Origin of the sequence: Microcoleus sp. T3_A4 (genome assembly GCF_036700465.1) — a bacterium.
GTDB lineage: Bacteria > Cyanobacteriota > Cyanobacteriia > Cyanobacteriales > Microcoleaceae > Microcoleus.
The window spans coordinates 139297-155604 of sequence record NZ_JAUBOY010000006.1; the positions used below are offsets into that span (position 1 = coordinate 139297).

Annotated in this window: 6 protein-coding genes; all 6 read right to left on the reverse strand. The window is 44.2% G+C overall.

Annotation, left to right across the window (positions count from 1 at the left end; translation table 11 throughout):
- Positions 1 to 112: 112 nt before the first annotated feature.
- Positions 113 to 1420, reverse strand: coding sequence for an MFS transporter (locus tag QUA07_RS05370; protein ID WP_333323202.1), 1308 nt, complete (start codon positions 1418 to 1420; stop codon positions 113 to 115).
- A gap of 174 nt (positions 1421 to 1594) precedes the next feature.
- Positions 1595 to 2440 carry a methyltransferase domain-containing protein gene (locus QUA07_RS05375; protein ID WP_333323204.1) on the reverse strand — a complete coding sequence of 282 codons (846 nt, stop codon included), beginning with the start codon at positions 2438 to 2440 and terminating at the stop codon, positions 1595 to 1597.
- Positions 2441 to 2510: 70 nt separating this feature from the next.
- Positions 2511 to 11639, reverse strand: coding sequence for an amino acid adenylation domain-containing protein (locus tag QUA07_RS05380; RefSeq protein ID WP_333323206.1), 9129 nt, complete (start codon positions 11637 to 11639; stop codon positions 2511 to 2513).
- Between the two features lie 79 nt (positions 11640 to 11718).
- Positions 11719 to 12711: an arginine deiminase family protein gene (locus tag QUA07_RS05385; RefSeq protein WP_333323208.1), complete on the reverse strand. Its 993-nt coding sequence runs from the start codon at positions 12709 to 12711 to the stop codon at positions 11719 to 11721.
- Positions 12712 to 12810: 99 nt separating this feature from the next.
- Complete coding sequence (locus QUA07_RS05390) at positions 12811 to 12951, reverse strand: hypothetical protein (RefSeq protein WP_333323210.1); 141 nt, start codon at positions 12949 to 12951, stop codon at positions 12811 to 12813.
- An 89-nt stretch (positions 12952 to 13040) separates the two neighbouring features.
- Positions 13041 to 15257, reverse strand: a complete 2217-nt coding sequence (locus QUA07_RS05395) for a transporter substrate-binding domain-containing protein (RefSeq protein WP_333323212.1) — start codon at positions 15255 to 15257, stop codon at positions 13041 to 13043.
- Positions 15258 to 16308 lie beyond the last annotated feature (1051 nt).

Genomic DNA, 16308 nt, shown 5'->3' on the forward strand with positions numbered 1-16308 from the left:
TAATCCTCGCCGATCACATAACTGGCGATCGCCACCATCACCCACAGAAATTGGTGAAGCTATCGCGCCGACTGAGAATCACCACCGATACACTCATAGGTTTCCCCAAGCCCTAAATCGCATCTGGTAATTCGCGTTCCACAAACCGCACGCGCGGATGTCGGTAAACTGCAACTGTCACCCCTATGGCTAGAATTTCCATCGTAATAAATAGCAAGCCAATACCGCGGCCCGGCCCCACGCCAATGATTTGACCGATGCTTCCAGCTAATAAACCATCAGTCGCCATTAGAGGTTCAAAGATTCGTTCAGTTAGAGGGCCAGCCACAACATAGGCGAGGGGGATGCACGAGAAACAAATCATATTAATTGTGGCAAAGACTCGGCCTTGAATATTGGGAGCCACTTTTCGGAGTAAGATGGCATCGCACCAGCCATTGATGAGCGGTAAGCTGAAGAAAAACAAGAAGAAAGCCAGAGCAAAAAGGGCGGCATCGGCGCGTAATCCCAATGCTAAAATGCACAGTTGACTGAGAAAGGCAAAACCAAATACGCCACGAATTAAAGTTCTGGGACCTCCCCAAATACTCATAACTACACTACCCAGCAGCATCCCGGCACCGCCGAGGGATTGAATGGTTCCGAGAACGGTAACAGAAGTAAAAGAAAGTACCAGTGGCGGGAATAAAACTTCAATCAGTCCAAAAACAAAATTATTGATAGCGAAAACAATTAGCAAAGCTAAAAGTCCGGGTCTAACAGTAATATAAGTCCAACCTTCAAGTGCCTCGCGCCAGAGAGAGGCTTTTCCATTAACTGGAACCGCAGCAGTCTTAGCGTCAGGAAAGCGAACCAGCAATAGGGTGGTGAGGGCAAACAGGAAGGTGGCAAAGTCAATTAAAATGACACCTTCAAGTTGGACGATTCCCAGCAAGAATCCTGCTAGCAGCGGTGAAATTAGCTGGGCGCACGCTTCTCCTGATTGAACCATACCGCTAGCACGCGGCAAGTGTTCCTTCGGTACTAATAAAGAGGTCGAAGCAGTGTAAGCTGGCAACTGAAACGCTTTGCAGACGGAACTGAGGCTGACAGCCAGGTAGATGTGCCAAATTTCAAGGTTCCCGGTAGCGAGTAATAGGGAGATCGCCACTGTAGTTATCCCCGCGCCGGAGTCAGATAGAATCATGCACCACCGCCGGTTCCATCGGTCAACTAAGGCACCCGCTACCGGGGAAATTAAAATACTGGGTAGGAGAGCAAATAGCAAAATTAGAGAGAATTGGGTGACTGAACCTGTACGCTGGTACACCCACACTCCCAATGCAAAGCTCGTTAGACCCGACCCGATGAGGGATATTAGTTGTCCAAACCAGACAATAAGAAAAACGCGTATCTTATGGAACGGAGGGAGTTTCGTCATTCAGCATCTTCTCTACAGTTTTTATGGAATCGTTAAAAAGCGGACATATAGCAGGTAACAGGTAACAGTGCTAAAAGCCTTTTGTTGTCTAAGTTGTAGCATTGGTTCATGTCCTAACCGCCTTATCTGTTGCTATATGTCTTATTTTTGTGAGTATTGCTGAAAAATAAGCTCTTATTTCTCAAGCCTGACTAAAAGCTCCCAATTATAAACATCAGGTTCGTCAACGCCAAAAATATCCTTGAGATTGGAGATTGCAATATCAGAATCGTCAAAAGAAACTTCAAAGCTGAGTCGTTTAAAGCCTGCTTCCTTGAAAATTCGATTCAACCGTAAGGGGGTGTAAAATATCTGGCGAGAATTCCACCTGTTGTCATAGCAGGCACTATGGGCTAAATTAATTTGCCCATCAGTTAACCAATGAGCTTTAGATTGAACTAGATAAGCAATCTCCAAGTCACAAAAAATACTGGGGAAAAAACCGTAAAGCCTACCACCTGGTTTGAGAATTTTATAAAACTCATCAATCATCTGACGATTTTGATCGTCTTCCCCCGCAACAACTGAATTAACAACAAGGACATAATCAAATTTTTCTTGCCAATCTGGGTATTCTTCCACTAATTTGGTAGAATCAGCAACTTTAAAATTTAATTGTTGATTTTTTAATTTTGTATCTCCATTTGTCTCTTGCCAATTATTTTTGGCTCTTTCAATCGCATTTTCAGCAAAGTCAGTACAGTAAACTTGTCCAATCTGAGGACAGAGAGTTAGCAAAGTTTTCTGAAGTCCTATTTCCGAACCACAACCCGGAATCAGAACTTTTATGTCGGGAGAATTTGGGATTTTAAAATTAGGGGATTGAAGAGGATTGATTAGATTTTCGCAAATTTGAGGATCTTTTGTCAGGCTGTAAGTATGATTAGAATAATTTTGGTGAACTTTATTCCAAGTATCTTTTTCGTCTTCTGAAGGAGAAGAATAAGAGGGAATGAGCCATTTGTGTTCGTTAGCATTCATAATTGATTCACTTGCAAAATAGTTAGTAGAGGATGAACTTGACTTTATATTTGGGAGTAAAGCCTTTTAATTATAGCTCTTCTGAATGAGATTGTGCTACATCCAAACTAATTTTTAGTTGTGCAGCTAATTCCTGTACGTGAGGTTTTTGCATCATGGTCATGTGGTTTCCCGAAATCAGATAATTTTCGGTAGTTGTAGAAAATTGGCTCCAGCCTAATGTTGGATTTTTTAGCAAATCAGTTAGCCCCTCCCTAGCCACATCAATTGCATCTATTTCGCTGGCGCGGAAAACAGAAATCCGATTGGGGAGTACCTGTTCTGGGTAATAATTACGATGGGCTTTAGTATTAGCCTTGTAAACTTCCACTAAACCCCTAAATGACTTACTTGCTACATCTTTAGGTAAGGAATTCAACTCGATCCATTGTTCTTTTAGATAATCCAATTGTTCCTCTTGGTTCAGGGAAGCAAAAGTCTCTTTGGATAAGTTCCATTGAGGATAAAACATATATTCCATATAATTGGCAAACTCGGTATAATCTAGATCATTTTCATGAACTGAAATTGACTTTTTACTAAAAATTGGCGCTACAGCATCGATAATTGCCACAAGAGCGACTTCATGCCCCTGTTTCTGCAACTGCTGGGCTATCTCAAAAACAACTAAACCTCCAAACGAATGCCCTCCCAGGAGGTAGGGTCCCTGGCTTTGAACGGTCTGTATTGCCTGAATATAGTAGGCAGCCATATCTTCCACCTGTGTGAGAGGTTCTGATTCTCCGTCAAGACCTCGTGCTTGTAGACCGTAAAACGGTTGATCTGAACCCAGATGACGTGCTAGATCGTAAAAGTAAAGAACATTTCCGCCAATGCCAGGTACGCAGAAGAAAGGTTTCTTGGAACCGCTAGAGTGAATCGGGATCAAAGGAGACCATCTGCCAGAATCTCTTGACGAACGAATATGAATGGCTAACTGTTCGATAGTTGGACTGGAAAAAAGGGTTGCTAAAGGTAGATTTGTTCCAAATTGCTGTTCAAGACGCGCCATTAGCCGTACAGCTAAAAGAGAATGACCTCCCATCGTAAAAAAGTTGCCTCTAACTCCTACGGGATATACACCGAGAACTTCTGACCAAATTTGTGAAAGCTGTAATTCTAGTGTGTCGTGGGGGTCAACAAAACAGGTTTCATTCCAAAAGTGAGAACTATCTGGCGCTATTAGGGCGCGACGGTCTAGTTTCCCGTTAGGGGTAAGGGGTATTGCTTCCAAAAGGACAAACGCAGACGGGATCATGTAATCAGGCAGCTTTTGTTTGAGGTAATCGCGCAGTCTATCTGTGATTGTGTGCTGCAACGTTTTCAATAACCCCTGTTCTTCTGGGAGTTTTTTTACACTTACACACTCGGTTTGATAAAAAACGCGCTCTGGGATGAGATTAGAGACAATATAAGCAACAAGACGCTTATTACCAGGAATGTCTTCACGGGCAACAACTACTGCTTCTTGCACATCTGGGTATTGAGCTAGTACCTGTTCAATTTCTCCGATTTCAATGCGGAAGCCACGAATCTTTACCTGGTTATCAATGCGACCGAGATATTCGATATTACCATCGGGCAAGTAGCGAACCAAATCTCCAGTTTTGTAGAGACGCGAAGTGGGAGAGTCACTAAAGGAATTGCGAATGAAACGCTCATCGGTCAAATTGGGCTGATTGAGGTATCCCCGTGCCAAACCAGCACCACCGATGTGCAACTCACCGGGAACGCCAACAGGTACAGGTTGTCCATTCCGATCTAAAATATAGGTCTGGACATTCACAATCGGACGACCTATCGGCAACTCCTTCAATGTCGTGTCCGCTACCGATAAATCATGTATTGTTGCCCCCACAGTAGCTTCTGTCGGGCCGTAATTATTCACCAGACGAACTCGCTCTCCCACACACTCAAGCCAAGTTTTCAGTCGTTGGGGCAGTGCTTTTTCTCCGCCAATGATTATTAAGCGCAATGATGAGGGTAATACCACCCTTTCTTGAGTTAAGAAAGCAGTCAGTTCGTGCCAGTAGGCTGTCGGGAAAGCCATTACAGTGATTTCCCAATTCTTGCACTTTTGCAAAAATCCCTCAATGGAGTCCAGCATTGAATCGGTACGCAATACAAGTGTGGCACCAGAAGTTAGGCTAGTATAAATTTCTTCGGCACTGACATCAAAACTAATTGAGGAAAATTGTAAAATGCGATCGCACTTCTGTATTCTATATTCAGCAGTCGCAACCGTTGTGTAATTGACTAGCGATTCATGTTGGATTAAAACGCCTTTGGGTTTTCCTGTAGACCCTGATGTGTAGATAACATAAGCCAAGTTTTCTGGCTTTACTCCGCTTGACAGGTTTTCTTCGCTGTGGGAAGCAATTTCTTTCCAGTCTGAGTCTAAGCAGATAACACGCGCTGAGTGTGCAGGAAGTTTCTCCACTAATTTCTCTTGGGTAAGCAGAACGGGTAATGACGAGTCTTCCACCATGAAAGCTAACCGCTCTTTCGGATATGCAGGGTCGAGAGGAACGTAAGCACCCCCAGTTTTGAGGATGCCCAACAAACCGATTACCATTTCCAGAGAGCGCTCTACACAAATCCCTACTAACACTTCTGGTTTCAGGCCCAAGCTTTGCAGGTAGTGCGCCAACTGATTGGCTTTTACATTCAACTCTCGATAGGTGAGTTGTTTTTCTTCAAACACCACTGCTACGGCATCGGGTGTCCGTTCCACCTGTTCTTCAAACAACTGATGGATGCACTTCTCTTGGGGATAGTCTTTAGCGGTGTTGTTCCAATCTACTAATAGCTGCTGTCGCTCTCCTGGTTTCAGTAGAGGCAATTCTGAAATCGCCTGTTTGGAATTGGCGACGATTCCTTCCAACAAGGTCTGGAAATGTTCCGCCATCCGAATGATGGTAGTCTCATCAAACAGATCCGAGTTGTATTCCCATTCTGCTACCAATCCATCAGCCGTATTCTCCATTGATAGGGTCAAATCAAACTTGGCTGTGCCGAGTTCCACGGAATACGAGCTTACCGCTAAATCAAGCAGTTCCATAGAAGGTACTGTTCCGTCGTCAAGAGCAAACATCACCTGGAATAGAGGCGTGTAGCTTAAATTGCGTGTTGGTTGCAATGCTTCTACCAACTGCTCGAATGGCAGGTCTTGATGCGTGTAACCTTGCAGCGCCACTTCCCGAACTCGATTGAGTAACTGCTCAAAACTGGGGTTGCCGCCGAGGTTGGTACGCAGCACTAAAGTATTGACAAAAAAGCCGATTAGCCTTTCAAGTTCCCGTCGGTTGCGACCAGCTACAGGCGTCCCTACTACGATGTCATCTTCCCCTGAGTATCGGTAGAGAAATGTCTGAAACGCTGCCAAAAGCGTCATAAACATAGTGACTCCCGCTCGCTTACTCAACGTGGCAAGTTCCGCGCTCAATTCTTTGGAAAGGGCTGCATAGTAATATCCTCCACGGAAGGTTTGAACAGCCGATCGCGCTCTGTCTGTGGGCAATTCTAATAAATTCGGAGCGTTCTTGAGTTGTTCCTTCCAGTAGTGAAGTTGGGTTTCTAGTATTTCTCCAGTTAGCCACTGTCGTTGCCAAAGAGCAAAGTCGGCATATTGTACTGGTAACTCTGGTAAAACTGGAGGCTTTCCTGTACAGAAAGCTTGGTAAAGTTCTGTTAGTTCTCGCACGAATACGCCCAGCGACCAACCATCAGAAATAATGTGGTGCATGGTGAGCAGCAAGAGGTACTCTGTTTCACCTAGCTGTAGCACCGTACCTCGGAGTAAAGGCTCTTGCTCCAGGTTAAAAGGTCGATTCGCTTCAACCGTAGCTAATCGTTTCGCTTCAATTTCTCGTTCGCTCTCAGAGAGGTGCAACAAGTTCACAATTGGTAGTTGAAAACTAAGAGTTGAGGCAATAACTTGAACGGGTTGATCTCCTACTATTGCAAAGTTGGTGCGTAAGGCTTCATGCCGCCGGATAATTTCGTTGATAGCCTTCTGTAGCGACGCTATATTAAGCTGACCGCTCAGATGCAACGCGAGTGGGATGTTATAAAATGCACTTTCTGGTTGTAATTGGTCGAGGAACCACAATCTCGCTTGAGCAAAGGATAAGGGGATGGACTCTGACCTGGGAATTGGTAGAAGAGGCAGAGCTTCTACAGATTTTCCGTTTTTGAGCGCTATCTCAACCCGTGAAGCGAATTCGGCAATCGTGGGAGCTTCAAACAAACTGCGTAATGGTAATTCGATGGATATCGTGTCGCGCACTCTTGAAATTACTTGGGTTGCTAATAAGGAATGTCCGCCCAAGGTAAAGAAATTGTCATGAACGCCTACAGAGTCAATTAAGAGGATGTTACTCCAAATGCTGGCTAACATTTCCTCAATCGGAGTGCGTGGGGCGACAAAAAACTCTTCCAGTTCGGGACGCAAATCTGGTGCGGGTAAGGCGCGACGATCCACTTTACCATTGGGTGTTAGTGGTAGTGCCTCCAGAACGATAAAAGCACCCGGCATCATGTAATCAGGCAGTTTTTGTTTGAGGAAGTGGCGCAGGTCAGTAATTGTGGGTGTTCCTTCTTGATACGGAACAACATAAGCCACTAATTGCTTATCACCTGCAACGAAATCTTTGGCGATAACTGCTGTCTCTCTTACACCGGAATGCTGGTTCAATATTGCTTCAATTTCGCCTAATTCGATGCGGAAGCCGCGAATTTTTACCTGATTGTCAATGCGACCGAGAAATTCAATGTTGCCATCTGGGAGGTAACGACCTAAGTCGCCAGTTTTGTAGAGTCGAGAACCTGGTTCATTGCTAAAAGTGTTGGGAATAAATTTCTCTTGAGTTAAATCGGGCCGATTGAGGTATCCTCGCGCTAACCCCACACTGGCAATGTAGAGTTCCCCAGGAACACCAATAGGAACTGGTTGGAGATGGCGATCGAGAAGATAAACTTGGATGTTGTCTATGGGACGACCGATGTGAGGCAACGTATTCTGTATGGCATCGCTTTCGACTAATCCAGAAGTCGTGACCACAGTGTTCTCGGTTGGCCCGTAGTTATTGACTACTTTAAAAGGAATTGAAGCTGATGGATGCTGATGAAGTTTATCTCCACCCGTTAACATAATTCGTAAGGCTCCGTCAGAGGGCCATTGAAGAGACAACAACTTTTCTGCTATTGGGGTGGGGACAAAAGTAATTGTTATCTCTTTGGTCAAAAGCCAGTCGCGCAGTTTTTCTGTAGACAGAAGAATCTCTGGCTTGACTAAATAAATACTCGCTCCCGATGCTAAATAAGGCCACACTTCCCACACGGAAGCATCAAACGCGGTTCCGGCTAGCTGGGTAGCTCGGTCTGATGATGTTACCTCAAAGGTTCGTTGATGCCAGAAAACTAGATTTAGCAAACCAGAGTGGGGAATCAAAACCCCTTTGGGCTTGCCGGTTGAACCAGAGGTGTAAATGACATAAGCCAAGTTTTCCGGTGTCACACCAGTGATAAGAAAAAGTTCGCGTTGAGCCGAGATTTCTTGCCACTCAGAATCCAAGCAGACTACCCGTGCTTGATGTTCTGGTAACGAGACAACCAGTTTTTGTTGAGTTAGTAAAACTGGCAATCGTGAATCATCGAGCATATAACTGATGCGATCTGTTGGATAGGCGGGGTCTATAGGGACATAAGCACCACCGGCTTTGAGTACACCTAACAGTCCTATAATCATGTCACTTGAACGTTCTACACAGATGCCCACCAAAACTTCTGGCCCTACACCCAACGTTTGGAGGTAATGTGCTAGCTGATTTGCCCTTATGTTCAGCTCTCGATAGGTCAGTTGTTCTCCTTCAAATACCACTGCTACAGCATCGGGAGATCGCTCTACCTGTTCTTCAAACAACTGATGGATGCACTTATCAAAGGGATACTGAGCTTCTGTGTTATTCCACTCCACTAATAGCTGGTAACGATCTGTTTGTGTTAGGAGAGACAATTTTGAAATCGGCTGATCTGAATTGACTGCGAGCGCCTCCAGCAAAGTTTGGTAATGTCCCGCCATCCGAGCGATCGTACTAGCCTCAAACAAATCAGTGTTATACTCAAACTGACCAATAATCCCCTCTAATCTTTCCTCTACATCCAAAGTCAGATCGAACTTAGCCGTATCAGTATTCACATTTGGGTAACTTAAAGTCCAACCCTCATCCAAAAATGACATTGAAGGTTGTGCAGTAAATGCTACTTGGAATAAAGGGTTTTGGCTGAGGTTTCGTTCTGGTTGAAGTATCTCTACCAACTTTTCAAACGGCAAATCTTCATGGGCATAAGCTGCCAAAGTTACTTCCTGTACCCTAGAAAGTAGCTCTTGGAAACTAGGATTCCCCGACAAATTAGTACGCAACACCAGGGTATTGACAAAAAAACCAATCAGTCCTTCAATTTCTGGTTTGTTGCGACCTGCACTAACAGTTCCCACCACAATATCTTCTTGCCCTGAGTATCGATAGAGCAAGGTTTTAAATGCTGTCAGCAGCGTCGTGTAGAGAGTGACCCCTTCTTGTCGCGAGAGAGCTTTGAGTGTTTCTGTTAAGTTTTTAGATAGAGCGAAACATTGCCTCGCACCCCGGAAAGTTTGAACAGGGGGTCGTGGACGGTCTAACGGTAGTTGTAGTACGGGTAAATCGGCTAGCTGTTGCTTCCAGTAATTTAATCGACTTTCCAGAATTTCCTTTGTAAACCACTGCCTCTGCCAAACAGCAAAGTCAGCATATTGTATGGGCAATTCTGCCAGAGGTGATGGCTGACTATTAGAAAAAGCTTTGTAGAGTGTTGCTAATTCTTTTAGGAATACATCGTAAAGCGAAACAGCATCGGTAATAATGTGGTGAAAAGTCAGAAATAACCTGTAGTCTTCATCTGAGAGTTGCATCAATGCAGCCCGCAGCAGTAGACCAGAACTAAAGTCAAATGGCTGTATAGCTTCTCTTTTCGCCAACCGCAAAGCTTCTGCCTCCCGTTCCTGTTCTGGCAGTTGCCTTAAATCCATTACTGCTAAATTAAAAGTAGAGAATGGATCGATAACCATCGCTGGCTGTCCGTCTACCGTCATAAAGCGCGTTCTCAAACTTTCGTGACGGTTGATAATTGCGTTCAGAGCTTTTTCTAAAGCATTTACATCAATAGCACCTGGAAAACGAATAGTGCAAGGTTCGTTATATACCGGAATATTTGGTTCTACTTGTGCCAAAAACCACAATTGTTCCTGAGAAAAACTAAGTGGAATCCTTTGGTTTCTCGAAATAGGTTGTAAAGCTATGCCTATTGGTCGTTGTTCTTGCTGAAGAACTTCCTCTACTATTAGAGCTAAACCTGCTACAGTAGGAGATTCTAGGATTCGGCTAAAAGGTAACTCTACTTTCAGGCGATCGCGTATTCGAGCGATAATTTGGGCCGCTAACAGCGAATGCCCCCCCAATTCAAAGAAGTTATCGTCAACTCCTACGCGCTCAACTCTCAAAATTTCAGCCCATATCCCTGCTAATATCTCCTCAATAGCAGTGCGAGGTGCAACAAAAGTAGATAACTCTGCTGGGTTGATTTCTGGTTTGGGCAACGCTCGACGATTTACTTTACCATTTGGATTCAATGGCAAGCTTTCCAATACTACAAAATGCGAGGGAATCATGTAGTCGGGAAGTTGTTGTTGGAGGAACTGGCGCAACTCTCGTATAAAATTTGACTCTGACTCTGGCGATGAGTGGAGTACAAGATATGCGACTAATCGTTTATCACCGGGTACATCTTCCCTAGCAGTAATAGCAGCTTGCTTAACAGATGGATGTTTGCTCAGTTTTTCTTCAATTTCTCCCAATTCAATCCGAAAACCGCGAATTTTTACTTGATGGTCAATGCGACCGAGAATTTCAATTGTGTCATCACCGAGATAGCGAACTAAATCTCCAGTTCTATAAAATCGTTCTTGTGAGTTTTCCTGAAAAGGATTGGAAATAAATTTTTGCGTCGTTAATTCTGGACGATTGAGATATCCTCTTGCTAGTCCCCATCCCCCAACTAATAACTCTCCTTTTTCTCCTTCGGGAACTGGTTGCAACTCTTCGTCAACGACATAAATTGACAGGTTGGGAAATAGGCGACCTTGAGGGCAGCCAGATAAATTTTCTTCTGACTTGCAAAGCCAGTATGCCACTACAATATTTTCTGTAGCGCCAAAAAGATCGTAAAGTCTGCAATTAGAAAATTGGTTAAAAAATCGTTTTTTTAATGCCGCAGTTACAGGCTCTCCCCCTGTAAATACCATTCGGATATTTCGGCAATTATCCAATCCCTCTTCGGAAAGAAATACTTGCAATACAGAAGGAACAAAAACAAGGACACTGATTTCTTGTTGAGCGATCAGCCTAACTAAATAAGCGGGATCTTTTTCACCGCCTGGTTTGGCAAGCACAACCCTAGCCCCAGTCATTAAAGGCCAAAATAGCTCCCAGAATGAAAAATCAAATGTTAAAGGTAATTTTTGCAAAATCCGGTCTTGCTGCGTGATGGGAAAAATTTCTTGCATCCACAAAAAGCCTTGGCAAATTGCTCGGTGGCTTACCATTACACCTTTTGGTTGTCCTGTAGAACCCGAAGTATAGATTGTGTAAGCTAAGTTCTTAGGCTGAACGCCACTCACAGGATTACTCTTGCTTTTTGCAGAAATATTCTCCTCTTCAGCATCCAAGCAAACAAAATGACCTGGAGGTAATGGAATTCCTGCTACCAGTTTCTTGAGAGTTAGCAATACCTCAACTTTTGTATCCGCTAGAATGAACGCCAAGCGCTCTTGAGGCTGCGATGGGTCGAGCGGAACAAATGCAGCACCTGCCTTGAGGATACCCAGCATTCCCACTATCATCTCAATAGAACGCTCAAGACAAATGCCTACCAACATTTCTGAAGCGACATTTAAAGAGCTTAAATAATGTGCCAGTTGGTTGGCTTTCTCATTGAGTTCGCGATAGGTCAATTGCTCTGAATCCAAAACAAGAGCGATTGCTTCTGGGATTTTCTCTACCTGTGCTTCAAATAACCCATGTAGAGTAAGACTTTTATCGGAAACGAATTCTGGTATTGACATGACAAGCTTCAAATGATATTGGCACGAAAGGTGGCTTGAGAAAGGTAAAACCTTTCTCATAAATTTTTCCCACGCAAGTTTATAAAGTCACATCCATGTAAATTGGTCTAGTCATACATCTAGGGCCACCAGTACCTTTTACTAACTCTTGACCCTTCACCTTAATGACTTCCACATCGGATTTCTTTAATAAATCTTGCACTCTTTCACAGAGGTCGTAAGCAAAGATTCTTCGCCCTCCCAAACAAAAACAGTTACAAGCTTGCTTGTATAGAGATTCTTCCTGTGTGACTTCAATGAAGTTGAAACCTATATCTTTAAAAAAGTTAATAGGATTGATTGCTGTTTCACTCCCATCTAAAAGCACGCCACTTATTAGGCTCTCGGGATGGGCTATAATGCAATCTTCAGCTACAGGAACCATCCCACCGTCAAGGTTTATACGCCATTGGGCCAGTTCAATGCCAATAATGCCGTCTATAATTCCCTTTGGCAACAACTCTGAAATCAAGAAATCTAAGGTTTCTCTGGTTGTTCTTCTGCCATACCCGATTGCTAAATATTTTTTCTCTTGGTAACAAATAGGGATGACATCTCCACCTTCTAGAAATAAACCTTCGGGAATTTCCAGAATTGGTTTGAGTCCCAGCAATTTGGCTACGCTCGACATAAATTCCGGCTCTTTCTGCCGAATTTTTTTGACCATCCTTCCTATTATATATCCGTCCGGAACCCAGGGCATAGTAATAATGGCATCACGAGTGTAAACTAAATTGGGGTTAGTTGTCAGGTAGCTGCTAAATTGCTGGCTAATCTCTTCACCTTTCAATCTGAGTATGTCTGATACATAGAAAGTTTTTAGTTCCCGATTGAGAGAATTTGCAAAATCCTGATGATCTTCCCGAAACAGTTGAGCATCAGGAAGCGCTCTGAACAGATAATTTTCTTGAAGTTCCTGACTTGGCAAGTTCTTCAAATGACTAAATACATTATAGTCGCTTGGATCGTGAACTATAACTGCTTTCGGGGTTAAAGAAAACTCGCTGGCTTCAAAATTGGATAGTTTAGGCATTGTCAAAAAACTGTTGAGATTTTGGGTGGGATATTTGCTGGGAAATGCTGCTGTAGGTTTTCTCGTCAGCCGCGAGCGCCCTACTTCTTCAAAGTTGTGTCAATTTAAAGAAAGATAGAGGGGCGATCGCCACATTTGTTGGAAGAGGTGCCAGAAAGCACGAGTTTCGCCTGCGGCAAGACGGTGTAAAAGTTGTTGTTCTTCGGCTCGGTTGGCAATGGGGTTAGTAGTGGCTTGCATGATGATTTCACCTAGTCAATGGATTGAAAGCGAAGATGCACGGTTTATTGTTGTAAGGGTGATTCATGAATCACCCCTATTCAGCAAAATCAAGCAAAAGGAACCGAGAACAGGACACCGCCCTCAGTATAAGGCGCTTGCAAAGGGCTAACAGGAATACCTGGGAAGTTGCGAGCGTTCATCTCGTTATAGTTCCCCACTGCGGAAATCGCATTCAAAGCAAAATTATTCGACAAACCCAGACTTTCACCCACATTTCCTTCCACTCCCAAAAAGCGGCGGACAACTGGATCTGAACTATTGATTTCCTGGCGTACATTTTCTGAAGTTAAACCCAGTTCTAACGCTTCATAAAGAGAATAAGTAACTCCAGAAACCACATCCTTCCACTGGGATTGATTCTCGTCCACCACCATTGCTAAAGGCTCCTCTCCCAAAACTTCTGGAAATGGCTCATGTTGGTCTCGCTGCTCAGGAGGTAAGGTGAGAAGACGAGAGACAATCAGACCTCCATCGCCGGTGAGCGCATCCAATTCGCCCTTCATATAACTATCAAATAGGACCTGGAAGCTATCTAAGGCTACGATTTCCGCATTAATACCCGAAGCACTCAGCTTTTCTCGCAGAGTTGCCTCAGAAGTGGTATTTGCACTCACGCCAATTCGGCGACCTGCAAGCTGTTCAAAAGAGGTAATTCCGCTGGCGGTTGGTGTTACCACAAATTGAGCATCGTAAGTATTAATGGGGGCAAAATCTACCCCCAGTAAAGCATCCCGCTTGAGGTTATGTGTAGCGTTACGGCTAGTTACATCAACGATGCCATTGGCGACATCGCTGAAGCGCTGAGCCCCCGTTTTCTGAATCACGAATTCCACTGCGTTGGGGTCGCCAAATAGGGAAGCTGCTAGTCCCCGACCCAAATCCACATCAAATCCGCTTAAGTTGCCGTTGGGGTCAGAAAAACCCAGTCCAGGTGCTTCATTTCTCACCCCAACGCGCACGAACCCCCGGTCTAAAACTTCCTGTAAAACGTTGCGGTTGTCGTTATTTACCAAGGGCACACTTAATTCGTCAGTCCCCGAAAATGGTGGATAATAAAGCAGTCCCCCAGGCTCGACAAACATTAGTTCATTGAGCTGGCGCGGCAGCACTTCGGGATTGAAATTGCGATTGTAAATCTCTTCGTAATTACCAATTTGTTGGATAACTTTCAACGCAAAATCATTTTTGAGTCCCAAAGATTCTCCTAAATTCCCTTCCACGCCTAAGAAGCGCTTACTGGCAGAATTTCCATCAAGAAATTCATTCACATTCTGGGAGTTGATGCCAAAGAATTCGGCTTGGATGGGAGCGTTGACCGCCCAGCGCACCACATCAGCCCATTCAGACTGATTTTCCGGCACGATGAGTGCTAAAGGCTCTTTAGAAATGGCTTCATCCAGGATGACTTGATTTCCCGGATTGGATAAGGTGGGAATGCGATTGCTTAGAACCCCGCGATTAATCGAAACTGCCCCCAATTGCCCCGCATCGTAAGCGCCAAACAGAGCATCTTGTGAGGGAAAAGTTTGGATGTTGAGGGCGATTCCGGCACGTTGGGCGGCATCTATTAAATTTTGCCCAGAGCGCGTTCCTGCTAATACGCCGATGGTTGTTCCTGGTAACTGCTCAACAGAACTAATTCCACTATTACCACGCACCAATACCGCTTGAGTGTCGAATAAAACGGTAGGCGAATAATCTACTCCTAAACTGGCATCGCGGAGCACAGATTGAGTGGGCAGGGTGGCGGCGATATCCACTGCGCCACTGGCAACACTATTAAAGTCTTCACCCGCCTTGACGACTACGAATTCTACTGCATTCGGGTTCCCAAACAAAGCAGTGGCAATGGCGCGACTAAAATCAATGCCAATCCCACTAAATGAACCGTCGGCTTCCCGGTTGCTAAATCCGAGTGCATCCTCGTTAACTGCAACCCGCACAAACCCGCGCTTTAAGATTTCTTGAAGTTGAGATCCTGTGGGTGTGGTACTGGCAACGGGATCTCGACCTTCAGCCGCTCCAAACCGCGCATAATGTTCAAATCCGCTTGAGAAACTACCGTTGGCAACTGCTGCTGCTACCTGGGGGTTAGCATCTAGATAAAATTGCTCGTTGAAGGAAATTTGTGGCGTTCTTTTTTCAATAAAACCAAACTTTACCCAATGCTCGAAGCCGTTGGGAATAATGCCTGAAGCTACGGCTTGTGCCACGTCGGGATTTTCTTGCAGATAGGTGCTTTCGTTGTAGTTAAGAATGGTCATACTCCTGTAATTCGATAATTTGTGCGTTCAATTGGCATGGGTTCCGATCGAGGCTCAATTCTGCTCCAACCGCAGCCTATTCCGGCACCTTGCTATTGTTGGATGGTTTTGTTAAGCAATAGGTGAATTATGCTATTGCTGTTGTGTTAGTCGAACCCTCGCCTTCACTTAGAAAACAGTCAACTGCACCCACTGTTCTCCCAATCTTTGAGCACCTTTCAAAAAGTTGGCTCAGTACGAAATTTCTTGCCGGACGCTACTATTGCACCCATACGTCCGCTCTTGAATGCCCTGATCACACTAATAATCTGATTTTTTGAGCCCCTACCCCCTATAGATTCAATTTAATCTTTTTGCCAGCCGTACTCATCAGCTTATTTATTTGTCATCTATCTCTAGACATACTTAAGATAATTCTTTGGAGAGATGCTTGTCAAGGGAAATCCATAAAATTCTTGTAAAGAAAACGTCATGGGAGGTAAAAATTCAACATTTCGTTGTTTGGACGTGAGTAACGTAGAAAAAGGTTGAGAAGAAATGTCGCAATTTACATTCACTTCGAGAGCAAATAGTTCTGGAGATAATTGGTACATCCTTATATCCCTCCATCCATAGGGGATTTACTGATATAAAAATGATGGACGCACTATTCTGTAAATTACGAGCTAAACAATAGCCGTAATTTCACGCTCGACGTGCGATCATACACGCTCTGAACAATATGGTAGTAATTAAGTAGAAGTCCCTTGTGTAGCGTGAAACCCTGATTATAACTGTATCGTTCAAAAGCTATGAAAGTCTATTAATTGCTTCCACAGGTTGTGAAACGGCATCTGATCTCTATAATACTTCCTCTCCCCCGCCTTTGTAAGTCGGAAAAGTCGGATCGTAAAGTCGGAAAAGTCGGATCTTGCATAATCTATCGATCGCATCTCCTACAACTTCAGGGAACTGTGTCGAAAGAGGGTAAGGATTCAGGTATCTGAAACGTAGTCACAGAAGGACTTCTAGAATTCAAGCTTTCGCTAAATCAACAGCTTAATTCTCAATA

What these genes read in the sequence shown, in the direction of transcription:
- QUA07_RS05370 (WP_333323202.1), bottom strand. Translation starts at nt 1,420, where the DNA reads ATGACGAAACTCCCTCCGTTCCATAAGATACGCGTTTTTCTTATTGTC.
- QUA07_RS05375 (WP_333323204.1), bottom strand. Translation starts at nt 2,440, where the DNA reads ATGAATGCTAACGAACACAAATGGCTCATTCCCTCTTATTCTTCTCCT.
- QUA07_RS05380 (WP_333323206.1), bottom strand. Translation starts at nt 11,639, where the DNA reads ATGTCAATACCAGAATTCGTTTCCGATAAAAGTCTTACTCTACATGGG.
- QUA07_RS05385 (WP_333323208.1), bottom strand. Translation starts at nt 12,711, where the DNA reads ATGCCTAAACTATCCAATTTTGAAGCCAGCGAGTTTTCTTTAACCCCG.
- QUA07_RS05390 (WP_333323210.1), bottom strand. Translation starts at nt 12,951, where the DNA reads ATGCAAGCCACTACTAACCCCATTGCCAACCGAGCCGAAGAACAACAA.
- QUA07_RS05395 (WP_333323212.1), bottom strand. Translation starts at nt 15,257, where the DNA reads ATGACCATTCTTAACTACAACGAAAGCACCTATCTGCAAGAAAATCCC.